A 25936-nucleotide genomic window follows, 5' to 3' on the forward strand; every position below is an offset into this window, starting at 1 on the left:
GCTAGGCAGGCTGGGTCCAGCCCGCAAGCTCCTCGCGCAAAATTGTCCGCAGCATCGCGATGCCGCCCTCGCTGTCATTCAGGCAAGGCAGATAGGCGAAATCGGTTCCGCCCGCGGCGTGAAAGCTTTCGCGCCCGCGGATCGCCAGCTCCTCCAGCGTCTCCAGGCAATCGGCCGAGAAGCCGGGCGCGACGATCGCTATCTTCTTGATGCCCCTGGCCGGCAGCGCGGCGAGCGTCGCGTCGGTGGCGGGCTCGAGCCATTTGGCGCGGCCGAAGCGCGACTGGAAGGTGGTGATCAGCTCGCGGTCGCCCAGGGTATCCTTGAGCGCCTCGCCCAGCAGCCGCGCGGTCTTCTGGCAGTGGCAGTGATAGGGGTCGCCGAGCGTCAGCGTCCGCTCGGGCATGCCGTGGAAGCTCGCCAGGATCGCGTCGGGCGCGAAGTCGAGGGCGGCCAGGCTCGCCTCCACCGATGCCTTGAGCGCGGCGATATAGGCGGGATGGTCGTGATAGGGCGGCAGCGTGCGGATCGCCGGCTGCCAGCGCATCTTCGCCAGCGCGGCGAAGGCGGCATCGTTGGCGGTCGCGGTCGTCGCCGCGCAATATTGCGGATAGAGCGGCGCGATCAGGATGCGCTGGCAGCCGCGCGCCTTGAGCACTTCGATGCGCTCGGCGATCGCCGGCTGGCCGTAGCGCATCGCATGATCGACGATCACTTCCGGCCCGAATGCATCCTCGAGCACGGTCGCCTGCGCCCGGGTGATCGCGGCGAGCGGCGATCCGTCCTCGCGCCAGACCTGGCGATAGGCATGCGCCGATTTCTTGGGCCGGGTGCGCAGGATCACCCCGCGCAGGATCGGCTGCCAGATCAGCGGCGGGATCTCCACCACGCGGCGATCGGATAGGAACTCGCCCAGATAGCGCCGCACCGAGGCGGCATCGGGTGCGCTCGGCGTCCCGAGGTTGACCAGCAGCACGCCGATCTTCGCGGGCGGGATCGGCGGGTGCCGCTCGGGCCAGATCATTCGGCGTCCGAGAGCAAGGGCAGCACGCGGAAGCGCACGCCGCTCGCCGATTGCAGCGCATTGGCGATGGCCGGCGCCACCGGCGGCACGGCGAGCTCGCTCACTCCGCCCGGATCGGCGCCGTTGCGCAGGATCTCCACCGTGATGTCGGGCGCGTCGGCCAGGGTCGGCAGGCCGAGCTCGGAAAGCTCGCGCACGTCGGCCACATTCTCAGTGAAGCCGGTCGATCCCGCGATCGCCGCCGCCATGCCGAAGATCAGCCCGCCCTCGATCTGCTGCTTCACCAGGTCCGGATTGACCACCCGCCCGCAATCGACCGCGGCGACCAGCCGCTCGACCACGACCTTGCGCCCGTCGAGCCGCGCCTCGGCCATCACGGCGATATAGGAGCCGCGGAACGCGTGGCAGGCGATGCCCTGGCCGCCGCCCGGCTGCCCGCCCTGCCAGCCGCCCAGCTGCGCCGCGGTCTGCAGGCATCGTGCGAGGCGCGTCTCGCCGCCCAGCATCGCCATGCGGAAGGAGACCGCGTCCTGTTCGGCGACATGCGCCAGCTCGTCGAGGAAGCTCTCGACGAAGAAGCAGGTGTAGCTGTGCGCGCCCGAGCGCCAATAGCCGGTCGGCACCCCGATCGACGCGGGGTGATGGTCCACCGCGTAATTGGGAATGCCATAGACGGGCTGCGCGCCCTCCACTGCGGAAGGATCGCCCTTGCCCGGCAGCGCGAGCGAGGCCTGCACCACCGGATCGCTGCCGAGCAGCCGCGTCGCCAGCTCGCGCCCGGTCTCGGGTGCGGCGATCTTGGCGAGCAGGCCGGTGACCTGGCCGCCCTGGTTGAGCTTGCCGGTCAGGCGTCCGATCGCGGGCGGGCGGTAGCGGTCGTGGCGGAAATCCTCGCCGCGCGGCCAGGTGAGCTGCACCGGCCGGCCGATCTTCTGGGTGAGCAGCGCGGCCTGCGCCGCCACCTCGTGCTCGAGCTTGGCGCCGAACGAGCCGCCGGCCATCGTCGCGTGCACCGTCACCGCGCTCTCGCCGATGCCCGTCGCCCGCGCCGCCGCCGCCCGCGCCAGCCCCGGCGCCTGGGTCGGCAGCCATAGCGAGAGATGGCCGTCGGCGTAATTGGCGGTGCAGGTCATCGGCTCGAGCGCGGCGTGGAGCGCGACGTCGACGCGATATTCGGCGTTGACCACCTTGGCGCCGCGGAAGTCCGCCGCCAGGTCGCCCGCCGCGTGGAGCCGCGCGCCGTCCGCATCGAACGCGGCGTTCAGCGCGTCGGCGATCGAATCATTGTTGATCACGTCCTCGGGCGTCTTGAAGCGCGGGCGCATCGCGTCGATCGCCTTTTCCGCCGCCCAGCCATTGTTGGCGACGGTCGCGACCCACTGGTCGGTCGTCACCACCGCGAGCATGCCCGGCACCTTGTTGGCCGCCGCCCGGTCGAGCTTGACCAGCGCGGTCTCGCCGATCGGGCCCATCCGGATCGAGGCGAACACCATGTTCGGCAGCCGCACGTCGGCGGCGAAGTCGAGGCTGCCGTCGACCTTGGCCGGCGCATCGAGCCGGGGCAAAGGCTGGCCGTAGAGCCGGTTGGTCTCGCCAGTGCGCAGCGGCACGTCGCCCGGCACGCTCTCGTCGGCCGCTTCCGCCGCCAGCGCGCCGAAGCCGAGCTTGGAATTGCCGTGGAACACCTGGCCGCCGGCGGTGTCGCAGCTCTGCCACTCGGTGTTCCAGCGCCGCGCCGCCGCCTTGCACAGCAGCACGCGCGCGGTGGCGCCGGCGTGGCGCAGCTGGTCCTCGAAGCTGCGGATCGAGGTCGAGCAGCCGGTCAGCATCAGCCCGGTGCGCGCGGCATGGGTGCGGCGCAGCTGCTCGGGCAGGCCGCCCAGCGCGAGCTCGAACAATTCCTCGGCGGCGAGCGGATTGGCATAGAGCGGGTTGAGCGGCGCCGGCTCGACTCCGACCAGCTTCCAGTCGGCGCCCAGCTCGTCGGCGATGATCTGGGGCAGCGCGGTGAACACGCCCTGGCCCTCCTCGCATTGCGGCACCGCGACCGAGACATGCCCATCCGCGCCGATCTTCATCCAGGCGCCGAAGATGCTCTCGCCCGGCGCCGCAGTGAGGTTGGGCAGATAGGTGCGCGGCCACACGCCCCAGGCGACCACCAGCCCGACGCCGACGCCGCCGCCAATCAGCAGCGTGCGCCGATCGAGCTTGCGGAGCGTGCCGAAATCGACCTTCATCCCGCTGGCTCTATCCTGCGCGCCCGGGGCTGTCACCCCGCCGGCCAATCCCGACGCCGTCGCTCCGGCCTCGTGCCGGTGTCCGCTGCGCCGCACCGGCTATCCTAGAACCTCTGGCCCGGCGCCTGCCTCCCGGTGGACCCCGGCACACGTCCGGGGTGACGAAATGGGTCATTCGCCGCGAGCCTCTTGGGTTTGCAACGAGCGTGTTCTATCGGGGCCTTACACCCTGGAGGGACATACGTGCTGCTTGCCACCCTAGCCGCCGCCGCGGCCGATCATATCCATTTCGCCGATCTCGGCCTCAACAAGGTCGCGCTCGACCTCGGCTTCTTCCAGGTCAAATGGTATTCGCTGGCCTATATCGCCGGCATCCTGATCGGCTGGTGGTACCTGATCAAGCTGCTGCGCCAGCCCGGCGCGCCGATGGGCCGCCAGCATGCCGACGACCTCGTCTTCTACGCCACGCTCGGGATCATCCTCGGCGGCCGGCTCGGCTACGTCATCTTCTATGCGCCGGAGATGTTCCTCAGTCCGGTGCGCATCCTCATGCTGTGGGACGGCGGCATGTCGTTCCATGGCGGCGTCCTCGGCACCACGCTGGCGATCATCCTGATGTGCCGCCGCCACGGGCTCAACTGGCTGCGCGTCCATGATTATGTCGCCTGCTGCGCGCCCTTCGGCCTGTTCTTCGGCCGCCTCGCCAATTTCGTGAACGGCGAGCTCTGGGGCAAGCCGGCGGACCTGCCCTGGGCGATCGTGTTCCCGCATGCCGGCGACGTGGCGCGCCATCCGAGCCAGCTCTACGAGGCGGGGCTCGAGGGCCTGGTCCTCTTCGCCATCCTGTGGTTCGCCTTCTGGCGCACCAAGGCGCGCTACGCGCCCGGCAAGCTCACCGGCATCTTCCTGCTCGGCTATGGCTGCTTCCGCTTCTTCGTCGAATATTTCCGCGAGCCCGATGCCCAGTTCGGCGGCACCTTCTTCGCCAACGTCATCCATATGGGCCAGGTGCTGTGCCTGCCGATGATCCTGGGCGGCATCTATCTGATCGCGACCGCCAACAAACGCCGCGAGCGCGTCGAGCCGATCGCCGGCGCGGAGAGTGTCGCCTGAGCAGCGACAATCCCCTCGACGCGCCCGCTTCGGAGCGCAGCGCCAACGCCGCCGAACCGCTGCTCGCCGAACGGCTCGCCCGCGCCATCACCCTGGCCGGGCCGATGCCGCTCTCGCAGTTCATGGGCGCCGCCAACGCGCATTATTACGCGACGCGCGACCCGCTCGGCGCGCGCGGCGATTTCACCACCGCGCCCGAAGTCAGCCAGATGTTCGGCGAGCTGATCGGGCTGTGGGTGGCGGACCTGTGGCAGCGCGCCGGCCAGCCGCCCGCGCGCTATGTCGAGCTCGGGCCGGGCCGCGGAACGCTTGCCGCGGACGCGCTGCGGGCGATGGCGAAGGTCGGGCTCGTGCCGCCGGTCGACCTGGTCGAGACCAGCCCGATCCTGCGCGCCGCCCAGGCGAGCCAGGTGCCGAACGCCGAATTCCACCTCGATCTCGTCGGCCTGCCCGAGGATGCGCCGCTGATCTTCGTCGCCAACGAGTTCTTCGATGCGCTGCCGATCCGCCAGCTGATCGCCACGCAGGAAGGCTGGCGCGAGCGGCTGGTCGCCTGCCAGGACACGCTGTTCCTGCCGATCGCCGGCGATCGCAGCTTCGACATGATCATCCCGCGCGCCTTCAAGGATGCCGAGCCCGGTGCGATCCTCGAGACCTCACCCGCCAGCGTCGCGGTGCTGCGCCAGCTCGCCAAGCGGCTCGAGGAGCAGGGCGGTGCCGCGCTGATCCTCGATTATGGCTATTCGGGCCCGGCGATCGGCGACACGCTTCAGGCCGTGAAGGGCCACGAATATGCCAACCCCTTCGATACGCCGGGCGAGGCGGACCTCACCGCGCATGTCGACTTCGCGACGCTGCGCGAGGCGGCGGAAGCCGAGGGGCTGGTCGCCCATGGACCGGTGACGCAGGGTGAGTTCCTCACGCGGCTCGGCATCACCGAGCGCACCGCCAGTCTTTCCCTGGCGTCGCCCGAGCGCGCCGGCCAGCTCGCCACCGATCGCGACCGGCTCGTCGATCCCGAGCAGATGGGCGAGCTGTTCAAGGTGATCGCGTTCACGGCGCCCGGCTGGCCGGTGCCCGCGGGGTTCGAGTGATGCGCTATCGTGACGCCACCCCGGCCGACATCCCGGCGATCGACGCGCTGTTTCGTGCCAGCTTCGTCGCGACTTTCGGCCATCTCTACACGCCGGAGAACCTCGCCGCCTTCCTCGACAAGTTCACGCCTGCGGCCTGGGCCGGGGAATTCGCCGAGCCGGACCTGAAGTTCCGCCTCGCCGAGGACGAAGCGGGCCTGGCCGGCTTCGCCAAGGTGAGCGACCTCACGCTCCCCGCCGAGACGGCTGCGCGCACCTATGAGCTGCGCCAGCTCTATCTCGACGAGCGCGCCAAGGGCAGCGGCGCCGCGCAGATGCTGATCGACTGGGCGCTCGACCAGGGTCGCGCCCGCGGTGCCGAGGAGATGTGGCTCTCGGTCTATATCGACAACCACCGGGCGAAGCGCTTCTACGAAAGGAACGGCTTCGAGGATCAGGGCCCCTATATCTTCATGGTCGGCGACCATGCGGACGAGGACCGGCTGATGCGGTGCAGGCTGTGAACGAAGTCGAGGCCTTCCAGGCCCGCGCGCTGGGCGGTGTCGCGCACGGCTTTCTCGGGCGCCGCGGCGGGGTGTCGATTGGCGACATGGCCAGCCTCAACGTCGGCATGGGCTCCACCGACGATCCCGCGCTGATCGCCGAGAATCGCCGCCGCGCGGTCGGGGCGGTGCTGCCCGGCGCCCAGCTGGTCACGCTCTATCAGGTCCATTCGGCCGATTGCGTCGCAGTGATCGAGCCGTTCGAGCACCGGTTGCGGCCACATGCCGATGCGCTGGTCACCGATCGCCCGGGCCTCGCGCTCGGTATCCTCACCGCCGATTGCGCGCCGGTGCTGTTCGCCGACCGCGAGGCCGGCGTCGTCGGCGCCGCGCATGCCGGCTGGAAGGGCGCGATCGGCGGCGTCACCGATTCGACGCTTGCCGCGATGGAATCGCTCGGTGCCCGGCGCGAGCGGATCGTTGCCGCGGTCGGCCCGTGCATCGCCCGCGCCTCCTACGAAGTCGATGCCGGCTTCCTCGCGCGCTTCGCCGAGGCCGATCCGGAGAATGAGCGCTTCTTCACCGAAGGCCGCCGCGACGATCACTGGCAGTTCGATCTCGAAGCCTATGTCGCGCACCGGCTCGCTTCGGCGGGCCTGCGCACCGTCGAGATGCTCGGGCAGGATACCTATGCCCAGGCCGAGCACTTCTACTCCTATCGGCGCAGCACGCACCGCAAGGAGCCCGATTACGGCCGGCAGATCAGCATTATCGGGCTGACGTAAGGGCGATCCCCGATCGTCACCGCGGCACAAGGCCGGGGTGAAGGGCGGGCGCGCCGAACCGTCGGCACGTCCCTTCCAATGTTGGATTTTCCATGTTTTCCTCGAAAGCATGGGCCATCGACTCGCCGCCATCCCGCCCGCGCCGTTCCGGCGCCACCCCGCGCCGCACCCACAAGGGCGCACTTCCGGCCTCGCGCGCGTGAATGTCGCGGCTTTTGTGACTTTCCGCGGGTTTGGGGCTCCCCAACCCCCACCGAATCGTTACAGTTGATACGAAATAGACCCGTCCCGGAGAGCCAAGATGACCGACGAAACCGAAGCCGAGCTGACCGGCGCCACCCCGCGCCGCCGCCCCAAGGCGAATGTCGACACGGTGGGGACGCGCAAGCTCAAGCCCAGCACGATGATGATGGGGCATGGCTATGACCCGGTGCTCTCCGAAGGCTCGCTGAAGCCGCCGATCTTCCTCACCTCGACCTTCGTCTTTCCCAATGCCGCGGCCGGCAAGCGCCATTTCGAGGGCGTCACCGGCAAGCGTCCGGGTGGCGCCGACGGGCTGGTCTATTCGCGCTTCAACGGCCCGAACCAGGAGATCCTCGAGGATCGCCTGGGCATCTGGGAAGGCGCCGAGGACGCGCTGGCCTTCTCCTCGGGCATGTCGGCGATCGCCACCTTGTTCCTGTCGATGGTCAAGCCGGGCGACACGATCGTCCATTCGGGCCCGCTCTATGCGGCGACCGAGACGCTGATCGCCCGCATCCTCGGCCGCTTCGGCGTCCACTGGCTCGACTTCCCGGCGGGTGCCACGCGCGAGGAGATCGACGCGGTGCTGAGCAAGGCCGCCAGCGGCAATGTCGCGCTGATCTATCTGGAAAGCCCGGCCAACCCGACCAACGCGCTGGTCGATGTCGAGGCCGTCGCCGCCAGCCGCGACGCGATCTTCAAGGGCGCCAACAAGCCGCCGATCGCGATCGACAACACATTCCTCGGGCCGCTCTGGGCCCAGCCGCTCAAGCAGGGCGCGGACATCGTCGTCTATTCGCTGACCAAATATGCCGGCGGCCATTCTGACCTGGTCGCGGGCGGCGTGCTCGGCTCGAAGGAGCACATCAACACGATCCGGCTGATGCGCAACACGATCGGCACGATCTGCGATCCCAACACCGCCTGGATGCTGCTGCGCAGCCTCGAGACGCTCGAGCTGCGCATGAGCCGCGCCGGCGAGAATGCCGTCAAGGTCTGCGAGTTCCTGCGCACGCATCCCAAGGTCGAGCATGTCGGCTATCTCGGCTTCCTCGAGGAAGGCTCGCGCCAGGCCGACATCTACAACCGCCACTGCACCGGCGCCGGCTCGACCTTCTCGCTCTACCTCAAGGGCGGCGAGAAGGAGGCGTTTGCGTTCCTGGATAGCCTCAAGATCGCCAAGCTCGCGGTGTCGCTCGGCGGCACCGAGACGCTCGCCAGCCACCCGGCCGGCATGACGCACCTGTCGGTGCCCGACGCCCGCAAGCAGGCGCTCGGCATCACCGACAATCTCGTCCGCATCTCGATCGGCGTCGAGGATGCCGACGACCTGATCGCCGATTTCGAGGAGGCGCTGAAGGCGGTCTAGCGCCGCGCGATCGCCGCCTGGAGCAGATCGGCCATGGTCCGGTGGTCCTTGAGCGACGGGTGCCAGTTGCAGCCCGTCATCTCGAGCGCCGGCACCTTCACTGCAGTCACCCCGGTTGCCGCGGCGACCGCGGCGACATCGGCGTGGAAATTCTCCGCCCCCATCAGCAGGATGCGGGCTCCCGGATTGCTGCGCTGGCGCGCTTTGACAAAGTCGATGTAGCGGGCCCGATAGTCCGCCCGCAGCGCCGCTTCGTCCGCCCAGGCCTCACCGGGATGGACCGGCGTCGAGAAGTCGTTGGTGCCCAGGTTGATGACGATCACCCCCGGCTTCCAGCCGTCCGCCCTGGCCGGTGCCGGTTCGCCGGGAATGGCGCGGGGGTAGAGCAAGGGCAGGTTCTCGGCCGGGAACTTGCCGGCATAGTTGCGGACCACGCCATAGCCCGAATAGGCGATGACCCGGTAATCGGCGTCCAGCCGCCGCGCCAGCACCGGCCCGAAGGCCAGGCTGGTATCGGTGGTGTCGTGCACCTGCTGCGCCTTGCAGTCGCGGGTCGGCGAGGTGTCGCCATAGCCGACGGTATGCGAGTCGCCGATGAACTCGATTTGCAGCTTCCGGGCCGGGGCCGGCAGCGGCCTGCCATGGGTGGTGAAGCCCAGGAAGCTGCTGCTCCCCGCCTGGCTCTCGGTGATCTTGTCGAGGCGGACGGCGTGCACGCCCGGCTTGAGCCCCGCCACCTTCACCACCGACTCGCCCGGCGTGACGATCGTCTGGAACGGCTTGCCGTCGACGCTGATCCGCAGGAAATCGCTGCCGTTCCTGAGGTGGACGGTGACATCGGTCCCGCGGAACCGCCCCTCGACATAGGCGCCCGGCCAGCCGAAGCGCAGCGCACCCCCCTCGCTCACGAAGCGGCCGCCGGTGTGCACGGCAAGCAGCTTGCCTTCGGGAGCCGGCGCTGCGGACAGGGCGAAGGGCGCGAGCAGCGCGAGGGCAGCGAGTCTCATCGCCGCGAGCCTATCCCCGGCTTGGCGCCGCGTCAGCCCCAGAGATGGTCGCGATAGGCGTCGAAGCAGCGCGCGCCGCAGCGCAGCCGGATCAGCGCGCCCTCGGCCATCGCGGTGGCGCGGCGCGGATCCTCCTCGACCGCCGGGCGGATAGCCTCGCGGTTCCAGTCCTCGCTGTGCTTCACGTCGAGCACCGCGTGCAGTGTGAAATAGCGCGCCTCCTTCGGTGTCAGCCCGACGCGCTTGAGACCCTCGGCGACCAGGCCGGCGCGCCACGGCGCGGTCAGCTCGATCACGCCGAGGGCACCCACCGAGTGCCAGGCATAGCGTCGATTGCTCGCCATCGCGGTCATCGCATTGGCGAGCGCCAGGCTTTCCCACACCGTGTTCTCGATCACCGGCTCGACTTCGAGCGTCTCGACCAGCGCATCGAGCATCGGCCCGTGCATGCCCTTGGCGGTGCCATGGCCCATCTCGTCCCAATAGTTGCGGGCGAGCTCGAGCTTGGGCCGCACCGGCAGCTTGACCTGGGTCATCGCGACGAGGTCGTCGAACCCCGCCTCGCCGGCGGCTTCCTGCTCGAAGAACCATCGAAGCTGGTCCCGGTCGGCTTCTTCGGCCAGCCAGGGAAAGAGCGGGTCGCCTTCGCCGGGGCCGGTGCCCTTCAGCCCTTCGAACCAGGCGATGAAGCCCTCGACATCGGTCGGTGCCTGCGCCGCCTCGTCCGCAACCTCGGCGCGCAATTCCTCCAGGAAATCGCCCTCGAGCCGCTGCATCCTGACGTCGCGCTCATAGGTCTTCTGCCAGTCGGCGCTGGGGAATCCGGGCGCCAGCCGTTCGCGGTTCCAGTGCGCCAATCCGCGCTGGAAGCTGTCCTTCAGAAATTGCGAGCCGAGGTCGTTCGCGAAATCGCGCGGGCGGGTTGCCATGTCTTTGAATCTCTCCTGGGATGCCGTGAAAAACCGGCAGACGGGGACTCAAGTTCCGGCAACTAACTTGGATCAGGCAATTTTCATCGCACCAGCGGCGCGTCCATGGCTTCGTCGAGCTGGCGCAGATCGCCGCCGCGCGTCTCCCGGCCGAACCAGGCGACGAGCGCCAGCGCGGCCACCATCGGCACCATGATCGCGCCCGCGAGCACGCCGATCGAGGGCACCAGCTTGGCGATGAACAGCGCCTGCGCGATCACCCCGCCCGCCTTGGTGCACGCCGCCACCCAGCCCGTCGCCCGGCCGCGCACCCGCAGCGGAAAGCTCTCGGCCGTGTAAGGCAGGAGGATCGCGATGATCCCATTGATCCCGATGATCAGCAGCGCCACCGGCAGCACCGGGCTGCCCCCGCCGAACAGCTCCATCCGCAGCACCCCGCCCAGGCCCAGCAGGGTCACCGCGATCGAGGCGCCGAGCGCCCATTTGGTGCTCCACAGGCTGTAGAGCAGCGCGCCGACGAAGATGGTGGGGAAGGCGATCAGCGCGCTTTCGGCGAGCAGCCGGCTCGCCACTTCCATCGAATAGCCTTCGCTGACGAAATGGTTGGGCAGCCACAGCAGCAGTCCGAAATTGATCAGCCCCCAGGTGATGCCGGTGAGCGAAAGCGCCGCCAGCTTGCCATAGAGGTGAATGCCCTTGAGCGCGCCCTTGCCCGGGCTCGCCGTCGCAGGCGCGGGGGCCTTGCGCGCCACCGCGCCGAACCGCGCCATCACGGCCTGCGCCTCGACCAGGCGGCCGCGGGCGAGCAGGAACTTGGCGCTCTCCGGGATCAGCGCGCCGAGCAGCACCAGCGTCAGCCCGGTCGGCAGGTTGAGCAGCCAGAGGATGCGCCAGCTATAGTCGGGCACCAGCAGCGTCGAGGCGCCGCTCGCCACGAAATAGCCGCCGCCCGCGCCCAGCCCGCCGACCAGCACCAGGCTCCAGCCGCGGTGCCGGTTGGGCATCATCTCGGCGAGCAGCGCATAGGTGACCGGCAGCATGCCGCCGGCGGCGGCGCCCATCATGAAGCACATGCCGATGTTCCAGGCGAGGCTGGGCATCGCGCCGCAGATCGAAGTGCCGACGAACATCACTGCCGAGAGCAGGATCGTCGCCTTGCGCCCATAGATGTCGGCGAGCACGCCCCACACCACCGATCCGGTGACCGTGCCGATCAGCGCGAAGAAGGGGACGAGGCTCACCGTCTCCTTGGGCACCATATATTCGCCGACCATGCCGGGCACGGTGAAGCCCAGCGAGGCCGGCTTCATCGTGTCGATGACCAGTGCGACGACGAGCACTGCCATCAGCCGCCAATGCGCCGGCCCGAGCGGCGCATCCTCGGGCGCGGCGACTTCGATGCCCGCTCCGGCGGCGCGCTGCGCGGCGATCCCGCGCGGGAGCAGGCCGTACGCCGCGATCAGGCAGCCGCCGATGATCAGCCCCATTCCGCCGACCATGTCCCAGCCCATCGGCATGCCGGCGAGCATGAAATGCATGCTGCGCCCCATCAGGAACATCGGGATGTGGAGCAGCACGCCCGCGGTCACCATCGCGCAGCCGAGCGCAAAGGCCCAGACTGCCTGCCGATCGGATAGACTGTTCTGCATCGCCGCTCCCCTTGGCCGCACAGCGTCGCACGAAGCGGCCGGGGAGGAAAGCGGCGCTGGCGCGGGCCGGCGCGCCATGCTCTAACCTCGCCTCATGCTCGCCCCGTTCCGCACCGGCCTTGCCGCGCTCGCCGCCCTGTCGCTCACCACCGCGCCGATCGCCGCGGCGCAAACCGGCAACCCGCCGATCGCGGCGCAAGCGGGCAGGCCGCCGGTCGCCGCCCGGCAGGGCGAGGCGGTGCCGCCGCCCTGGTTCGACGCGCCGCGGATCGGCACCGGCGGCGAGGGCCATACCTTTCCGGGCGCCGTGGCGCCGTTCGGCATGATCCAGCTCAGCCCGGATACCGATACCGGCTGCAAGATCCGCGAATGCTACAGCCACGCCGCCGGCTACCGCTATGAGGACCCGACCATCCAGGGCTTCTCGATGACCCATTTCTCGGGCGCGGGGCATTCGGATCTGGGCGATTTCCTTATGATGCCGGTGGCGGGCGACGCGGTGCCGCTCGAGCCCGGCGACCCGAAGCAGCCGGGCTCGGGCTATCGCTCGCGCTTCAGCCATGATCGCGAGCTGGCGACCCCTGGCTATTATCGGGTGATGCTCGACGATCCCGGCATCCTGGCCGAGATGACCGCGGGCACCCGCGTCGGCGTCCAGCGCTACAGCTATCCCGCGGGCAAGGCCGCGCATCTCGTGCTCGACCTGCGCAGCTCGCTCTACAATTATCCGGGCAAGACGCTCTGGTCCTCGGTGCGCCTGCGCGCCGACGGCACGATCACCGGCGCACGCGAGACGCGCGGCTGGGCGCCGGCGCGCAAGCTGTTCTTCGCGATCCGTCCGTCCGCGCCGCTTACCGGCCATGCCTTCCTCAACAAGGAAGAGAAGGTGGAGTACAGGGGCTTCCAGGGCCCCAGCCGCGGCGCCGACGATACCGCGCAGCTCGCCGGCCGCGCGCTGGTGGCGCAGCTCGATTTCGGCGCGCTCGACAAGCCGCTGGAAGTGAAGGTCGCGATCTCCTCGGTCGACGAGGATGGCGCGATCGCCAATCTCGACAGCGAGCCCGGCGGCTTCAAGGAAGTCCATGCCAGATCGACCACGGCCTGGTCCGATGCCCTGGGCGCGATCCGGGCCGAGGGCAGCCCGGCGATGGTCAAGACGTTCTACGGCGCGCTCTACCACAGCATGATCGCGCCCAGCGTCTTCTCCGACGCCGACGGCCGCTGGCGGGGTCCGGACGATCAGGTCCACGCCGCCAAGGGCTTCACCTTCCACTCGACCTTTTCGCTATGGGACACGTTCCGCGCCGAGCATCCCCTGCTCCTGCTCACCCAGAGCGAGAAGAAGAACGCGGACTTCGTCAATTCGCTGATCGCCAGCCAGCAGGTCAGCCCGTTCGGCATCCTGCCAGTCTGGCAGTTCCAGGGGCGCGAGACCTGGACGATGATCGGCTATCACGCCGTGCCGGTGATCGCCGACGCGTACCTCAAGGGCATTCGCGGCTTCGATCCGGATGCGGCGCTCGACGCCGCGGTGAAGAGCGCGACCTATGGCCCCTATGGCGGCCTCGATCACTATATGAAGCTCGGCTACGTCCCGATCGACAAGGAGCCGGAAGCCGCCTCCAAGACGGTCGAATATGCCTATGACGACTGGACCATCGCGCGCATGGCACGGGCGATGGGCAAGCCGGACGTCGCCGCCGCCTTCGACAAGCGTGCCGGCAACTGGCGCAACAGCTTCGACGCGAAGACCGGCTTCCTGCGCGCCCGCAAGTCCGATGGCAGCTACCGCATGCCGTTCGATCCCACCGCGATCAACTATGGCTCGGACTATACCGAGGGCAATGCCTGGCAATATTCCTGGTTCGTGCCGCAGGACCAGGCCGGCATGTTCGCGCTGCTCGGCGGCGACGCCGCGGCGGTCAGGAAGCTCGACGCGATGTTCGACTTCGACAATTCCAAGCTCGACTACAGCCATGCCGAGGACATTGCCGGGCTGATCGGCCAGTACATCCATGGCAACGAGCCGAGCCACCACGTCGCCTATCTCTACAGCTATGCCGGCCAGCCCTGGCGTACCCAGGAGCGCCTGAAGCAGATCGTCGAGAGCCAGTACAAGCCGACCCCGGACGGCCTCTCGGGCAATGACGATCTCGGCCAGATGTCGGCTTGGCTCGTCTTCACCTCGCTGGGCTTCTACCCAGTCGCGCCGGGCTCCAACCAATATGTCATCGGCCGGCCGTTCCTCGACCGCGCGACGCTGGCCCTGCCAAACGGCAAGCGCTTCACGATCGTCGCGGATGGGCTGTCGGACGCGAACAAATATATCGGCAAGGTCATGCTGAACGGCAAGCCGCTGGCGCGCGGCTATCTGGAGCATCGCGAGATCGTCGCCGGCGGCGAGCTCCGCTTCACGATGCAGGCGACGCCCAACAAGAGCTGGGCGGCGGACAAGGCGGCGCGGCCCTATTCGATGAGCACCGCGCGCTAGGCCCCGCGCCGCACCGCGTCGATGAAGGCGCGCACCGCCGGCGCCATGTGGCGCTGTTGCGGGTAGCAGAGATAGTGGCCCGGGAACGGCGCTGACCATTGCTCGAGCAGCGGCACCAGCCGCCCGGCCTCGATATGACCGCGCACCTTGGGCTCGATCGCGAAGGCGATGCCGACGCCCTGCAGCGCGGCGTCGATGCATGCCTGCTTGTCGTCGAGGATCAGCGGTCCGTCGACGGCGACCTGGAACCAGCCATTTTCCCAGAACTCCCAATGATAGGGCGTCGCCTCGCCCGGCCAGCGCCAGCGGATGCAGCGATGGCGCAGCAGCGCGCGCGGATGCTCGGGTGCGCCATGCGCCGCGACATAGTCGGGCGTCGCCACGGCGAGCTGGCGCATCTCCTTGCCGAGCGCCAGCGCGACCATGTCGCGCTCGACCAGCTCGCCGATGCGGATCGCCACGTCATAGCCGCCCGCCACCATGTCGATCACGGTATCGTCGAGCGAGATGTCGAGCACGACTTCGGGATAGTCCCGCGCAAAGCGGGCGAGGATCGGCTGCACGTGCAGCTCGCCCGCGAAGCGCGAGGCGTGGATGCGGACGCGCCCGGCGACCCCTTCCCGACCGGCGCGTGCCTGCTGCATCGCCTCGCCGAGCTCGGCCAGCGCAGGTTCGATGCGCGCGAGCAGCGCGGCACCTGCCTCGGTGAGCGAGACGCTGCGTGTCGTGCGGTTGAGCAGCCGCGCGCCGAGCCGCTCCTCGAGCCCGCGGACCAACTGGCTCAGCGCCGAGGGCGAGACGCCCAGCGCGGTGGCGGCGCGGCTGAAGCTCAGCAGCTGCGCGACCGCAACGAAGCCGCGAAGCTGCTGATAGTCGGCGGACAATAGAGTCGATTCCATCGGCACTGTTTAGCAGCGCTAACAAGTGCATGGCAAAATGCGGTTATTATCCTCGCCGCAGCAAGTGCCCATCTCCTGCCGCGAAGGAGATCACAGTATGAAGACCTGGTTCATCACCGGCATCTCGCGCGGGCTCGGCCTGGCGCTGGCACAGGCGGCGCTGGCGCGCGGCGACACCGTCATCGGCACCGCGCGCGGGGAGGCGCCCGCGTTCGCGCCCGGTACCGGCACGCTCCACGTGCTGCCGCTCGACATGACCGATGCCGAAGCGATCGGATCGACGGTCGCGCAGGCGTTCGCGCTGGCGGGGCGGATCGATGTGATCGTCAACAATGCCGGCTATGGCCTGCTCGGCGCGATCGAGCAGGCGAGCGATGCCGATGTCGCCCGGCTGTTCGACGTCGATCTGTTCGGGCCCTTCCGCCTGATCCGCGCGGCGCTGCCGCATCTGCGCGCGCAGGGGAGCGGGCATATCGTCAACATCACCTCGATCGCCGGCCGGGCGCCGGGCGCCGGCTCGGGCCTCTATGCCGCCGCCAAATATGCGCTCGAAGGCCTGTCGGCAGCGCTCGCCCAGGAAGTCGCGCCGCTCGGCGTGCATGTCACCGCCGTGGCGCCCGGCGCATTCCGCACCGATTTCCTGTCGGACCATTCGATCCGCAAGAGCGGCGCGGACGATGCCTATGCCGCGTCGGTCGGGCGCTCCTCGGCGGCATTCGGGTCGATGGCGGGCAGGCAGCTCGGCGATCCCCGCCACGCCGCCGCAGCGATCCTCGCGCTCGCCGATTCGTCCAACCCGCCGCTCCACCTGCTGCTCGGCAGCGACGCGCTGCGCCGCGCCCGCGAGAAGCTCGATGCGGTGATCGACGAGATCGATCGCTGGGAGAATGTCACCCGCAGCACCGATTTCGCCGCGTGACGGCTCAGCCGTCGCCGACGCGCTCGATATCGGCGCCTACGGCCTGCAGCTTCTCCTCGAGCCGCTCATAGCCGCGGTCGAGGTGATAGACGCGCTGCACCTGGGTCTCGCCCTCGGCGACCAGGCCGGCGAGGATCAGGCTCATCGAGGCGCGCAGGTCGGTCGCCATCACCGGCGCGCCGACGAGCTTGGAAGGACCGTGCACCACCGCGGTGCGTCCGCGCACGTCGATATGCGCGCCCATGCGAGCCAGCTCGGGCACGTGCATGTAGCGGTTCTCGAAGATCGTCTCGGTGAACACGCTGGCGCCCTCGGCGACCAGCTGCATCGCCATGAACTGCGCCTGCATGTCGGTGGCGAAGCCCGGGAAGGGTGCGGTCGACAGCGTCAGCGGCTTGAGCGGGCCATTGGCGGCGACGCGGATGCCGGCCTTGGTCTCCTCGACGGTCACGCCGGCCTGGATCAGCGCGTCGAGCGTCGCGCGCATGTCGTCCGCCACCGCGCCGACCAGCTCGACATCGCCGCCGGTGATCGCCGCGGCGCAGGCATAGCTGCCCGCCTCGATCCGGTCGGGCATCACGGCATAGGTCGCGCCGTGCAGGCGGTCGACGCCCTCGATCTCCAGCCGTTCGGTGCCGATGCCGTGGATGTGCGCGCCCATCGCGACGAGCAGGTTGCACAGGTCGACGATCTCGGGCTCGCGTGCGGCATTGTCGAGCACGGTCGTGCCTCGGGCCGTGGCCGCCGCCATCAGCGCATTCTCGGTCGCGCCGACCGAGACGACCGGGAAGCTGTAGCGCCCGCCCGCGATGCGTCCGCCGGGCGCGGTCGCCTTCACATAGCCTGCGGCCAGTTCAATCTCGGCGCCCATCGCCTCGAGCGCCTTCAGGTGCAGGTCGATCGGGCGGTTGCCGATCGCGCAGCCGCCGGGCAGCGACACGGTCGCCTCGCCGGCGCGGCCGAGCAGCGGCCCGAGCACCAGGATCGAGGCGCGCATCTTGCGGACGATGTCATAGGGGGCGACCGTCGAGCTCAGCTTGCCTGCGCGCACCGTCATCACCCGGCCGAAATCGGTCGGCCGCGTGCCTTCGATCGCAGTGGAGGCGCCGAGCTCGTTGAGAAGGTGCCCGAAGCTGTCAACATCGGCCAGGCGGGGCAGGTTGCGCAGCGTCAGCGGCTCGTCGGTGAGCAGCGCGCAGGGCATCAGCGTGAGGGCGGCGTTCTTGGCCCCCGAAACGGGGATCTTGCCGGAAAGGCGGTTGCCGCCGCGAATGAGAATACGGTCCATGCCGGGCTTCTAATGCCTCTCCCGCCACGCGCAAGACCGGTGCGAAAGTGTCTGGCTTGATCGACTTTAATGCATTGATTCAATTGCACTGCTTTGCATCGACAAGTGGGGGGAAGCCATCGCGTGTCCGGCAGTTGCTTTGCGGAAAGGTTGAGCGAACTGATCGACCTGACTTCGGTCGAACAGAATGCGCTCGAAAAATTGGAGGAACGCCAGCGGCACGTGCGCCGCGGGGCGGTGTTGCAGCGCGAGAATGAGGGCTGCAACGAGCTCTACATCCTGCGCAAGGGCATGATGATGAGCTATGTGCTGCTCGATGACGGCAGCCGGCAGATCCTGCGCTTCCTCTTCCCGGGCGACATGCTCGGCGTCTCCAGCGCGGTCTATCAGGAAGCGACCGAGACGTTGGCGGCGCTGTCCGACTGCGTGGTCTGCCCGTTCGATCGCGCCGCGCTCTCCGATCTGATGCTCGCGCATCCGCGGCTCGCGGCGATGGTGCTGGTCCATTCGCAGATCGAGCGGGTGGCGCTCACCGATCGCCTCGCCGCGCTCGGCCGTACCAGCGCCAAGGCGCGCGTCGCCGCGTTGCTGATCGAGCTGCGCAATCGCCTGCGCGCCACTGACAAGGGCCTCACCAATGCGTTCACGCTGGGGCTGACGCAGGAGGAAGTGGGCGACGCGACCGGACTGACCGCGGTGCACGTCAACCGCATGCTGCGCCAGCTCGAGGAAGAGGGGCTGATCGCGCGCGAGGCGGGCCGCGTGACGCTGCGCGACGAGCGCGCGCTCGCCCGCGCGGCGAACTACGTCAACCGCTATGAAGGGCTCGATCTCAGCTGGCTTCCCAAGGCGAGCTGAGCGGCGCTTCGTTCCGACGATTTTCGAAGAGAGGCGGGCCGGACGTCTGCGGTGACAAGTCGCGCCGTCCGGCCCAGTGTTCCTACCCAAACCCCCCGGTTCCAGGAACTGCGGGCGTTTTACCGGCTCGGCGGGAGGCTGTGGCGCCCGGAAAAGCGCCTACTCGGGATCGTACGGAGGCAGGAGCGTAACGAAAATGCGTCATCCCGGCGCAGGCCGGGATCTCAGGCGATGGCGCGGGACAGGAGCCTCACGCGATCCCGGCTTGCGCCGGGATGACGGGCTTGGGCGCTCACGCCTTCTCCAGCGTGCACTGCAGCGGGTGCTGGTTCTGCTGCGCGAACTCGATCACCTGCGCCACCTTGGTCTCGGCGACCTCGTAGCTGAACACGCCGCACACGCCCACGCCGCGCTGGTGAACGTGGAGCATCACGCGCGTCGCCTCTTCCATGTTCATCCGGAAGAAGCGCTGCAGGCAGAGCACGACGAACTCCATCGGCGTATAGTCGTCGTTGAGCATCAGCACGCGGTAGGGCGTGGGCTTCTTGGTGCGCGTGCGGGTGCGCGTGGCAAGGCCGATGTTCGGGCCATTGCCGCGATCGTCGTCATTGCCGTCCTCGGCCATGCGGATATCGAATTTCACGGGATCAATCACGCTGCGGAAAATATGGGTTCGCATCGCCAAGGGCAAGGCCGGGGTTGTTGCGTAAACCCCGATTGCGACCCGACAAAAGGAAAGGGCGGCGCTCCGCGAGGAGGCGCCGCCCTGATCTTGTGCTTCCGAAAGGCCGGAAGCGACGCGCTTACGCGGCGGTCTTCACCTTCTCGGCGGCGACGGCAACGCGGTTCGAGATCGGCTGCGCAGCGTCGCTGGCGAGCTTGATCAGCGCCTCGGTGTTCTTCGAAGCCTCGGCAACGTACGAGTCGAACGAGGTGCGGAAGAAATCGCTCTGCAGCTTGAAGAAGTCCGCCGGCGACTTGACCGACGAGAAGCTCTTCAGCGCGGCAGTCGCGGTCTCGAAGCTCTTGCGGCTATATTCGGCGGCATCCTGGCCCAGGCCTTCGAAGCCCTTGGCGGCGATGCGGCCGGACTCGACCAGCGCCTCGACATTGCCCTTGGCGAAGTCATTGGCTTCTTCGACCAGCTTGGTCGACTTCTCGACGGCGGCCTTGGTGCGGTCGTTCCACTCGGCGAACAGAGCCTGGGCCTTGCCGGTGGCGTTCTCGATCGTGCTCATCTTGACACTTTCCTTCACTGCCGGCGCGGCGACGATCTCTTCGACGGCTTCCGCGGCGGTGGTTGCGGTTTCCGCGACGGCCTCGACAATCGGCGCGCTCACGGTCTGGACGGTTTCGGTCACTTCCTGCGTTGCTGCCGCAAGGACAGGTGCCGGCTCGGCAACGGGCGCTTCGACGATCGTCTCGGCGGCCTTTACCGGCGCGGGCTTCTCAGCCTTGGGCGCAGCAAGTTTCGGCGCGGGCTTGGCGCGCGCCGCAGGCTTCGGAGCGGCGGGCTTGCCCGTGCCGGTCTTCGGTCCCTTGGTGGCCATTGATATGCCTTCCCTAAAGCTATTGCTGCGATGCAGCATGTAGGCTTTCCTGCACTGCGATGCAAGTGGATTTTGTGCACTGCACAAAACCCGATTACCCTAGGGAATAAGCTGATTTATCAACGCATCCGGACATAGCTGCCGGGTGCATCCTCGAGGGGCTTGAGCTTGCCCTTGCCGGGGATGCGGGCGCCCTTGGCCGGCACTTTTGCTGCATCGATTCCGTCGATCCAGCCGATCCAGTCCGGCCACCAGCTGCCCTTGGTTTCCCTGGCGCCGGCGACGAATTCGGCGAGCGATCCCGCCTTCTTCTCGTTGGTCCAATATTGGTATTTCTGCGCCGAGGGCGGGTTGACCACACCGGCGATATGCCCCGATCCGGCGAGCACGAACCGGAGCGGGCCCGTGAAATAGTCGGTGATCTTCCAGACGCTCTCGGCCGGCGCGATATGGTCCTCGCGCCCAGCCTGGACATAGGTGGGCGTCGTCACGCTGGAGAGGTCCAGCGGGGTGCCGTTGATCGCCAGCGCGCCGGCCTGCACCAGCTTGTTGTCGCGGTAGAGGTCGGTCAGGTAGCTCATGTGCCAGCGCGCCGGCAGGTTGGTCACGTCCGAGTTCCAGTGGAGCAGGTCGAACGGAGCATAGTCCTTGCCCATCAGGTAATTGTTGGTGACGTAGCTCCAGATCAGGTCGCGTCCGCGCAGCAGGTTGAACGTCGCTGCCATGTAGCGCCCGTCGAGGAAGCCCTCGGTGCCCAGGCTCCGGATCATCGCCAGCTGCTCGTCGTCGACGAACATGCTGAGCTCGCCGGCCTCGGAGAAATCGACCTGCGCGGTGAAGAAGGTCGCGCTCTTCACCTTCTCGGGTGTCCCGCGCGCGTGCAGCACCGCCAGCGTCGCGGCGAGCGTGGTGCCGGCCACACAATAGCCGATCGCGTGCACGCCCTCGACGCCGAGCAGCGCGCGCACCGTGTCGATCGCATCGATCTGGCCGTCCTCGACGAAATCGTCCCACACCACGTCCTTCATCGTCGCATCGGCGGATTTCCACGAGACGACGAACACGGTCAGCCCTTGCTCCACCGCCCAGCGGATGAAGCTCTTCTCGGGGTTGAGGTCGAGGATGTAGAAGCGGTTGATCCAGGGCGGGAAGATGAGCAGCGGCGTCGCGTACACTTCCGTCGCGCCCTCGGCCGGGGCGTACTGGATCAGCTCGTACAGCGGCGTCCGCTTGACGACCTTGCCCGGCGTCATCGCCAGGTTGCGGCCGAGCTCGTACACGCCTTCGGCGGTCTGGGTCATCTGGCCCTTGGCCAGGTCGCCCATCATGTTCTGCAGGCCCTTGAGCAGGCTCTCGCCCTTGGTCTCGACGATCTTCTCGAGCACTTCGGGGTTGGTCGCGGGGAAGTTGGTCGGGCTCACGGCGTCGAGGAAGCCCTTGGTCGCGAAGCGGACCTGCTCCTTCTGCTTGGGATCGATGCCCTCCATCGCGTCGACGCCGCGCAGCATGTGATCGGCGATCACCAGATAGCTTTGCCGCAGGAAGTCGAACACCGGCTCCTCGCGCCATTGCGGCGCCTTGAAGCGCTTGTCGCGTGCCTGCTCGGCGCTTTCCTCGAAAGGCTCGGCATGCTGGGGATCGAGGAAGCGCTGCCACAGCTTCATCGTGTCGGCCCAGAAATCGGTGCTCGCCTTCACGGCCGCGCCGGGATCGAACATCGCCGGAAAGGAGGGGGCGCCGAAGGGCGTGGCGGCGGGCAGCTGCTCCATCAGGTCGAAGCCCTGCTCGAGCATCATCTGCTGCGCACGGCCGAGCACCCAGGTCCAATGCTGCAGGTCCTGCAGGTCGGGAATTGATGGGTTGGTCGTTTCGGCCATGCTCATCCTCTTCAAGCGCCGCTTTAGCGCACCACAGGCAAGACGTCATTCCCGCAAGCGCGAACATGGCGTAGGAGCATGGCACGGCACAAGATCGTGTCGCGCTCCAACCCCTGAGAGATGAGGAAATGTCCGAAGAATTCTACCGCATGAAGCGTCTGCCCCCGTACGTCATCGCCGAAGTGAATGCGATGCGGGCAGCGGCGCGTGCGGCAGGAGAGGACATCATCGACCTCGGCATGGGCAATCCGGACCTGCCGCCGCCGCCCCACGTGATCGAAAAGCTGGTCGAGGTCGCGCAGAAGCCCGATGCGCATGGCTATTCCCAGTCCAAGGGCATTCCCGGCCTGCGCCGCGCCCAGGCGAATTATTATGCCCGCCGCTTCGGCGTCGACATCGATCCCGAGACCGAAGTCGTGGTGACGATGGGCTCGAAGGAAGGCCTTGCCAGCCTCGCCACCGCGATCACCGCGCCGGGCGACGTCGTGCTGGCGCCCAACCCGAGCTACCCGATCCATACCTTCGGCTTCATCCTCGCCGGCGCGACGATCCGCGCGGTGCCGACCACGCCGGACGAGCATTATTTCGAGAGCCTCGAGCGCGCGATCGACTTCACCGTGCCGCGCCCGTCGATCCTGGTGGTCAACTATCCGTCGAACCCGACGGCCGAGACGGTCGACCTCGCTTTCTACGAGCGTCTCGTCGCTTGGGCGAAGGAGAACAAGGTCTGGATCATCTCCGACCTCGCCTATTCGGAGCTCTATTTCGACGGCAAGCCGACCGTCTCGATCCTGCAGGTCAAGGGCGCCAAGGACGTCGCGATCGAGTTCACTTCGCTCTCCAAGACCTATTCGATGGCCGGCTGGCGGATGGGCTTCGCAGTCGGCAACAAGACGCTGATCGCGGCGATGACGCGGGTGAAGTCGTATCTCGACTACGGCGCCTTCACCCCGATCCAGGCCGCCGCCTGCGCCGCATTGAACGGCCCGCAGGACATCGTCGAGGCCAACCGCCAGCTCTATCACAAGCGCCGCGACGTGCTGGTCGAGAGCTTTGCCCGCGCCGGCTGGGAGATCCCGTCGCCGCCCGCCAGCATGTTTGCCTGGGCGCCGCTGCCGCCCGCGCTCGCGCACCTCGGCAGCCTTGAGTTTTCCAAGCAGCTGCTCACCCATGCCAAGGTCGCAGTCGCGCCCGGCGTCGGCTACGGCGAGAATGGCGAGGGCTTTGTCCGCATCGCGATGGTCGAGAACGAGCAGCGCCTGCGCCAGGCCGCGCGCAACGTGAAGCAATATCTCAAGTCGATGGGCGTCAACACTGCGGCAAAGGCGGGCTGAGCCGCGCCCGTGCCGCATATCGATCCGCTCTATTCGCTGGCCGGCGTGCTGGTCGGCCTGCTCGTCGGGCTGACCGGCGTCGGCGGCGGCTCGCTGATGACGCCGCTGTTGGTGCTTGCCTTCGGCTTCCATCCGGCGACCGCGGTCGGCACCGACCTGCTCTACGCCTCCGCCACCAAGACCGCGGGCACCGCGGTGCATGGCTGGCGCGGGTCGGTCGACTGGCGCGTGGTGCGGCGGCTGGCGACCGGCAGCGTGCCGGCGACGATCGCGACGCTCGGCTGGCTCGCCTGGACGCATGGCAAGCCCGGGGCCTCGGCCCAGCTGATCTCGCTGATCCTCGGCGTCACGCTGATCCTCACCGCGATCGCCATCCTGTTCCGCGCTCGCATCGTCGCGGCGCTCGGCCCGCGCTTCGCCGATGTCGAGCCGGGGCGGATCGGCTGGGCCACGGTGCTGCTCGGCGCGGTGCTCGGCACGCTCGTCTCGCTCACCTCGGTAGGAGCCGGCGCGCTCGGCATGACCGCGCTGCTCGTCCTCTATCCCAAGGCGCCGGTCGCCCGGCTGGTCGGGTCGGACATCGCCCATGCCGTGCCGCTCACCTTCATCGCCGGCCTCGGCCATTGGGTGCTGGGCTCGGTCGACCTGAACCTGTTGCTCGCCCTGCTGCTGGGCTCGGTCCCCGGCATCGTGATCGGCAGCCTGATCGCCACGCGCGTGTCGGACAAGGTGCTGGTCCCGATCCTCGCGACCGTGCTGGCGATCGTCGGCGCGCGGCTGCTGTTCTAGTTGACGCGCGCGGACCGCCGCGCCAACCGGACGCCATGCGCCCCGGCTTCCCCTTCTCCACTCGCTTCCGCGTCCGCTATTCCGAGATCGACGGGCAGAAGATCGTCTTCAACTCGCGCTATCTCGAATATGCCGACGTCACGCTCAGCGAGTTCTGGCGCTGGGCCGCGCTGGACGATATCGGCCCGGACTGGCTCGACGCCGAGTTCAACGTCGTCCGCGCGGGCGTGGACTATAAGAAGCCGTTCGTGTTCGACGACATGGTCGAGGGGTTCGCCCGGGTCGAGCGCGTCGGCAATTCGAGCATGACGATGCGCATCGACCTCTGCCACGCGGAGACCGGCGAACTGCACACCGAGATCGAGATGGTCAGCGTCCATGTCGACCTGGCGACGCGCAAGTCGAAGCCGATCCCGGAGAATGTGCGGGAGCGGTTGGAGGGGCTGGGCGGCTGACCTTCAATCCTCCCCCGCCAGGGGGAGGTGGCATGCGCAGCATGACGGAGGGGGCGGTAAGCAATCAGCTCGCGATCGATTCCCGCCGCGCCGTCGCAATCGCCATGATCTGCCGCACCACGCCTTCCAGATCGGTCAGGACCGCCTCCGCCGGATAGCGCAACACCCGTACGCCTTGATCGGAAAGCCAGGTATCCCGAACCGCATCGCGCTCCGGCCGATCCCCGCGCGCATGGGCTTCCCCGTCAACCTCAATCGCCAGCCGGGCGCGTGCACAGTAGAAATCGAGAACATATCTTCCGGCCGGATGCTGCCTGCGGAAGTGCAGTCCGCGCTCGTTGCGACGCAGCGCAAGCCAAAGGCCGATTTCAGGAGGCGTCATTTGCTGGCGAAGGCGTTTCGCATTTCGCCGGCTATCGGCCGCACCATCTAGGCGCATCGCCATCCTCCCCCTCCGTCGCCTTCGGCGCCACCTCCCCCTGGCGGGGGAGGATAAAGAGGATCACTCCGCCGCCTTCACCTCGACCGCATCCTCGCCCGCCACATCCTCCGGCAGCGCCCAGAGCAGGTCGCCCTTGCCCAGCACGCGCCCATCATGGCTCAGCACCTGCACCGCCTGGATCGGTCGCCCGTCGCGCGCGTCGACCAGTACCGGATAGGCCGGTACGCCGGTCTCCCAGCGCTCGCCCCATTGGCGCAGCGAGATCATCACCGGCAGCAGCGCATAGCCCTTGTCGGTCAGGCGATATTCGATCTTGCGGCGATCGTCGGCGCAGGGCTGGCGGGCGAGGATGCCCTTGTCGACCAGCCGGGCGAGCCGGTTCGCCAGGATGTTGCGCGCGATTCCCAGCTCGGACTGGAACTCCTCGAAGTGATGCAAGCCGTTGAACGAGCCGCGCAGAATCAGGAACGACCAGCGCTCGCCCATCGCTTCCAGCGCCGCCGGCAGGCTGCAATCGTTCGCCAGTTGGCGCAGCGTTTCTCGAATGGCACCACCCATGACTTGTCACCTTATCCCAAAAGCCGACGCTACGGAATGGCGTAACTTCTTGCATTGCAGCAATAGTTTCTGGTTGCAACTTACCTTGATGTCAATTAAACAATGAGTCGCAGCGCGAGTTGCACGTTTTCAGATCCCCAGGAGGATTTCCCATGACCCGCTTTTTCGCCGCAGCGGCTGCGGCCACGCTGGCCTTCGTCCCCGCCGCCGGCATCGCGCAGGGTACCCCGAATGGCTATGCCGCCACCCCGGTGACTGCGCCTGCCAAGGCCAGCTTCGTCACCCGTTCGACGCTGTGGAAGTGCAATGCCGGCACCTGCATCGCCCCGGCGAACGGCAGCACCCGTGACGCCATCGCCTGCGAGCTGGTTGCTCGCGAAGTCGGCAAGCTCTCGGCCTTCCGCGCCAACGGCGCCGATTTCGACGCCGCCGCGCTCGAGAAGTGCAACACCAAGGCCCACTGAGCCGTATGGCGCCAGCGCCACACCAGCCAGTAAAGCAATTGGAGCGCGGTCCGGAAAACCCGGATCGCGCTCTATTTTAT

24 protein-coding genes are annotated in these 25936 nt (G+C 68.1%); 12 read left to right on the forward strand and 12 right to left on the reverse strand.

From position 1 onward, the window contains the following. Position 1: 1 nt before the first annotated feature. Positions 2-1024, reverse strand: a complete 1023-nt coding sequence (gene hemH / locus ABLE38_RS10535) for a ferrochelatase (protein ID WP_348974097.1) — start codon at positions 1022-1024, stop codon at positions 2-4. Further along, complete coding sequence (locus tag ABLE38_RS10540; protein WP_348974098.1) at positions 1021-3261, reverse strand: molybdopterin cofactor-binding domain-containing protein; 2241 nt, start codon at positions 3259-3261, stop codon at positions 1021-1023. The genes hemH and ABLE38_RS10540 overlap by 4 nt, the downstream gene beginning before the upstream one ends. A 243-nt stretch (positions 3262-3504) precedes the next feature. Here ABLE38_RS10540 and lgt point away from each other — a divergent pair, with 243 nt between their 5' ends. The 5 genes from lgt (at position 3505) to ABLE38_RS10565 (ending at position 8347) form a co-directional block, all read left to right on the forward strand. Beyond that, entirely contained in the window at positions 3505-4374 is an 870-nt protein-coding gene (gene lgt, locus ABLE38_RS10545) for a prolipoprotein diacylglyceryl transferase (protein ID WP_348974099.1), read from the forward strand. Positions 4375-4478: 104 nt separating this feature from the next. Next, complete coding sequence (locus ABLE38_RS10550; RefSeq protein ID WP_348974100.1) at positions 4479-5468, forward strand: SAM-dependent methyltransferase; 990 nt, start codon at positions 4479-4481, stop codon at positions 5466-5468. Next, complete coding sequence (locus ABLE38_RS10555) at positions 5468-5971, forward strand: GNAT family N-acetyltransferase (RefSeq protein ID WP_348974101.1); 504 nt, start codon at positions 5468-5470, stop codon at positions 5969-5971. The genes ABLE38_RS10550 and ABLE38_RS10555 overlap by 1 nt, the downstream gene beginning before the upstream one ends. Continuing rightward, entirely contained in the window at positions 5968-6735 is a 768-nt protein-coding gene (gene pgeF, locus ABLE38_RS10560) for a peptidoglycan editing factor PgeF (RefSeq protein ID WP_348974102.1), read from the forward strand. The genes ABLE38_RS10555 and pgeF overlap by 4 nt, the downstream gene beginning before the upstream one ends. Positions 6736-7036: 301 nt before the next feature. Beyond that, complete coding sequence (locus tag ABLE38_RS10565) at positions 7037-8347, forward strand: cystathionine gamma-synthase family protein (protein ID WP_348974103.1); 1311 nt, start codon at positions 7037-7039, stop codon at positions 8345-8347. On the opposite strand, the gene ABLE38_RS10570 is transcribed toward ABLE38_RS10565, so the two are convergent. The 3 genes from ABLE38_RS10570 to ABLE38_RS10580 all read right to left on the reverse strand — a co-directional run bounded on the left by ABLE38_RS10570 (position 8344) and on the right by ABLE38_RS10580 (position 11932). Further along, the gene (locus ABLE38_RS10570; RefSeq protein ID WP_348974104.1) at positions 8344-9354 is read right to left on the reverse strand and encodes an SGNH/GDSL hydrolase family protein; all 1011 of its coding nucleotides are present in this window, start codon (positions 9352-9354) and stop codon (positions 8344-8346) included. The genes ABLE38_RS10565 and ABLE38_RS10570 overlap by 4 nt on opposite strands. A gap of 32 nt (positions 9355-9386) precedes the next feature. Continuing rightward, on the reverse strand, positions 9387-10283 hold the full coding sequence (locus tag ABLE38_RS10575) for an iron-containing redox enzyme family protein (protein WP_348974105.1): 897 nt from the start codon (positions 10281-10283) through the stop codon (positions 9387-9389). A gap of 83 nt (positions 10284-10366) precedes the next feature. After that, positions 10367-11932, reverse strand: coding sequence for an MFS transporter (locus ABLE38_RS10580; RefSeq protein WP_348974106.1), 1566 nt, complete (start codon positions 11930-11932; stop codon positions 10367-10369). Between the two features lie 94 nt (positions 11933-12026). On the opposite strand from ABLE38_RS10580, the gene ABLE38_RS10585 reads away from it, so the two are divergent. Further along, complete coding sequence (locus tag ABLE38_RS10585) at positions 12027-14423, forward strand: GH92 family glycosyl hydrolase (RefSeq protein WP_348974107.1); 2397 nt, start codon at positions 12027-12029, stop codon at positions 14421-14423. Here the strand turns inward: ABLE38_RS10585 and ABLE38_RS10590 are convergent. Beyond that, positions 14420-15322, reverse strand: coding sequence for a LysR family transcriptional regulator (locus ABLE38_RS10590; protein ID WP_348974108.1), 903 nt, complete (start codon positions 15320-15322; stop codon positions 14420-14422). The genes ABLE38_RS10585 and ABLE38_RS10590 overlap by 4 nt on opposite strands. A gap of 97 nt (positions 15323-15419) precedes the next feature. On the opposite strand from ABLE38_RS10590, the gene ABLE38_RS10595 reads away from it, so the two are divergent. Further along, positions 15420-16241: an oxidoreductase gene (locus ABLE38_RS10595; RefSeq protein ID WP_348974109.1), complete on the forward strand. Its 822-nt coding sequence runs from the start codon at positions 15420-15422 to the stop codon at positions 16239-16241. A gap of 4 nt (positions 16242-16245) precedes the next feature. Here the strand turns inward: ABLE38_RS10595 and murA are convergent, their stop codons facing one another. Then, positions 16246-17529: a UDP-N-acetylglucosamine 1-carboxyvinyltransferase gene (gene murA / locus ABLE38_RS10600; protein WP_348974110.1), complete on the reverse strand. Its 1284-nt coding sequence runs from the start codon at positions 17527-17529 to the stop codon at positions 16246-16248. 150 nt (positions 17530-17679) lie between these two features. Between murA and ABLE38_RS10605 the strand changes: the two genes are divergently transcribed. Continuing rightward, on the forward strand, positions 17680-18387 hold the full coding sequence (locus tag ABLE38_RS10605) for a Crp/Fnr family transcriptional regulator (RefSeq protein WP_348974111.1): 708 nt from the start codon (positions 17680-17682) through the stop codon (positions 18385-18387). A gap of 292 nt (positions 18388-18679) precedes the next feature. Here the strand turns inward: ABLE38_RS10605 and clpS are convergent, their stop codons facing one another. From clpS to phaC, 3 genes are all read right to left on the reverse strand, one after another. Beyond that, positions 18680-19012: an ATP-dependent Clp protease adapter ClpS gene (gene clpS, locus ABLE38_RS10610; RefSeq protein ID WP_348974489.1), complete on the reverse strand. Its 333-nt coding sequence runs from the start codon at positions 19010-19012 to the stop codon at positions 18680-18682. Between the two features lie 178 nt (positions 19013-19190). Further along, a complete protein-coding gene (phaP, locus tag ABLE38_RS10615) occupies positions 19191-19937 on the reverse strand; it encodes a TIGR01841 family phasin (protein ID WP_348974112.1) in 747 nt (248 codons plus the stop codon). Between the two features lie 119 nt (positions 19938-20056). Next, positions 20057-21814, reverse strand: a complete 1758-nt coding sequence (gene phaC / locus ABLE38_RS10620; protein WP_348974113.1) for a class I poly(R)-hydroxyalkanoic acid synthase — start codon at positions 21812-21814, stop codon at positions 20057-20059. 128 nt (positions 21815-21942) lie between these two features. Here phaC and ABLE38_RS10625 point away from each other — a divergent pair, with 128 nt between their 5' ends. From ABLE38_RS10625 to ABLE38_RS10635, 3 genes are read left to right on the forward strand one after another with little or no spacing between them, the layout of a single operon-like run. Beyond that, the gene (locus ABLE38_RS10625; RefSeq protein ID WP_348974114.1) at positions 21943-23148 is read left to right on the forward strand and encodes an LL-diaminopimelate aminotransferase; all 1206 of its coding nucleotides are present in this window, start codon (positions 21943-21945) and stop codon (positions 23146-23148) included. A 9-nt stretch (positions 23149-23157) separates the two neighbouring features. Then, positions 23158-23937 carry a sulfite exporter TauE/SafE family protein gene (locus tag ABLE38_RS10630; RefSeq protein WP_348974115.1) on the forward strand — a complete coding sequence of 260 codons (780 nt, stop codon included), beginning with the start codon at positions 23158-23160 and terminating at the stop codon, positions 23935-23937. A gap of 35 nt (positions 23938-23972) precedes the next feature. Further along, on the forward strand, positions 23973-24392 hold the full coding sequence (locus tag ABLE38_RS10635; protein ID WP_348974116.1) for a thioesterase family protein: 420 nt from the start codon (positions 23973-23975) through the stop codon (positions 24390-24392). Between the two features lie 64 nt (positions 24393-24456). On the opposite strand, the gene ABLE38_RS10640 is transcribed toward ABLE38_RS10635, so the two are convergent. Further along, complete coding sequence (locus ABLE38_RS10640; RefSeq protein WP_348974117.1) at positions 24457-24837, reverse strand: endonuclease domain-containing protein; 381 nt, start codon at positions 24835-24837, stop codon at positions 24457-24459. Positions 24838-24894: 57 nt separating this feature from the next. After that, entirely contained in the window at positions 24895-25392 is a 498-nt protein-coding gene (locus tag ABLE38_RS10645; RefSeq protein WP_348974118.1) for a helix-turn-helix domain-containing protein, read from the reverse strand. 152 nt (positions 25393-25544) lie between these two features. Between ABLE38_RS10645 and ABLE38_RS10650 the strand changes: the two genes are divergently transcribed. Further along, on the forward strand, positions 25545-25856 hold the full coding sequence (locus tag ABLE38_RS10650) for a hypothetical protein (protein WP_348974119.1): 312 nt from the start codon (positions 25545-25547) through the stop codon (positions 25854-25856). Positions 25857-25936: the final 80 nt, after the last annotated feature.

Source organism: Sphingomonas sp. KR3-1 (genome assembly GCF_040049295.1).
Lineage (GTDB): Bacteria > Pseudomonadota > Alphaproteobacteria > Sphingomonadales > Sphingomonadaceae > Sphingomonas.

What these genes read in the sequence shown, in the direction of transcription:
- hemH (WP_348974097.1), bottom strand. Translation starts at nt 1,024, where the DNA reads ATGATCTGGCCCGAGCGGCACCCGCCGATCCCGCCCGCGAAGATCGGC.
- ABLE38_RS10540 (WP_348974098.1), bottom strand. Translation starts at nt 3,261, where the DNA reads ATGAAGGTCGATTTCGGCACGCTCCGCAAGCTCGATCGGCGCACGCTG.
- ABLE38_RS10550 (WP_348974100.1), top strand. Translation starts at nt 4,479, where the DNA reads ATGCCGCTCTCGCAGTTCATGGGCGCCGCCAACGCGCATTATTACGCG.
- ABLE38_RS10555 (WP_348974101.1), top strand. Translation starts at nt 5,468, where the DNA reads ATGCGCTATCGTGACGCCACCCCGGCCGACATCCCGGCGATCGACGCG.
- ABLE38_RS10565 (WP_348974103.1), top strand. Translation starts at nt 7,037, where the DNA reads ATGACCGACGAAACCGAAGCCGAGCTGACCGGCGCCACCCCGCGCCGC.
- ABLE38_RS10570 (WP_348974104.1), bottom strand. Translation starts at nt 9,354, where the DNA reads ATGAGACTCGCTGCCCTCGCGCTGCTCGCGCCCTTCGCCCTGTCCGCA.
- ABLE38_RS10575 (WP_348974105.1), bottom strand. Translation starts at nt 10,283, where the DNA reads ATGGCAACCCGCCCGCGCGATTTCGCGAACGACCTCGGCTCGCAATTT.
- ABLE38_RS10580 (WP_348974106.1), bottom strand. Translation starts at nt 11,932, where the DNA reads ATGCAGAACAGTCTATCCGATCGGCAGGCAGTCTGGGCCTTTGCGCTC.
- ABLE38_RS10585 (WP_348974107.1), top strand. Translation starts at nt 12,027, where the DNA reads ATGCTCGCCCCGTTCCGCACCGGCCTTGCCGCGCTCGCCGCCCTGTCG.
- ABLE38_RS10590 (WP_348974108.1), bottom strand. Translation starts at nt 15,322, where the DNA reads ATGGAATCGACTCTATTGTCCGCCGACTATCAGCAGCTTCGCGGCTTC.
- ABLE38_RS10595 (WP_348974109.1), top strand. Translation starts at nt 15,420, where the DNA reads ATGAAGACCTGGTTCATCACCGGCATCTCGCGCGGGCTCGGCCTGGCG.
- murA (WP_348974110.1), bottom strand. Translation starts at nt 17,529, where the DNA reads ATGGACCGTATTCTCATTCGCGGCGGCAACCGCCTTTCCGGCAAGATC.
- clpS (WP_348974489.1), bottom strand. Translation starts at nt 19,012, where the DNA reads ATGGCCGAGGACGGCAATGACGACGATCGCGGCAATGGCCCGAACATC.
- phaP (WP_348974112.1), bottom strand. Translation starts at nt 19,937, where the DNA reads ATGGCCACCAAGGGACCGAAGACCGGCACGGGCAAGCCCGCCGCTCCG.
- phaC (WP_348974113.1), bottom strand. Translation starts at nt 21,814, where the DNA reads ATGGCCGAAACGACCAACCCATCAATTCCCGACCTGCAGGACCTGCAG.
- ABLE38_RS10625 (WP_348974114.1), top strand. Translation starts at nt 21,943, where the DNA reads ATGTCCGAAGAATTCTACCGCATGAAGCGTCTGCCCCCGTACGTCATC.
- ABLE38_RS10635 (WP_348974116.1), top strand. Translation starts at nt 23,973, where the DNA reads ATGCGCCCCGGCTTCCCCTTCTCCACTCGCTTCCGCGTCCGCTATTCC.
- ABLE38_RS10640 (WP_348974117.1), bottom strand. Translation starts at nt 24,837, where the DNA reads ATGGCGATGCGCCTAGATGGTGCGGCCGATAGCCGGCGAAATGCGAAA.
- ABLE38_RS10645 (WP_348974118.1), bottom strand. Translation starts at nt 25,392, where the DNA reads ATGGGTGGTGCCATTCGAGAAACGCTGCGCCAACTGGCGAACGATTGC.
- ABLE38_RS10650 (WP_348974119.1), top strand. Translation starts at nt 25,545, where the DNA reads ATGACCCGCTTTTTCGCCGCAGCGGCTGCGGCCACGCTGGCCTTCGTC.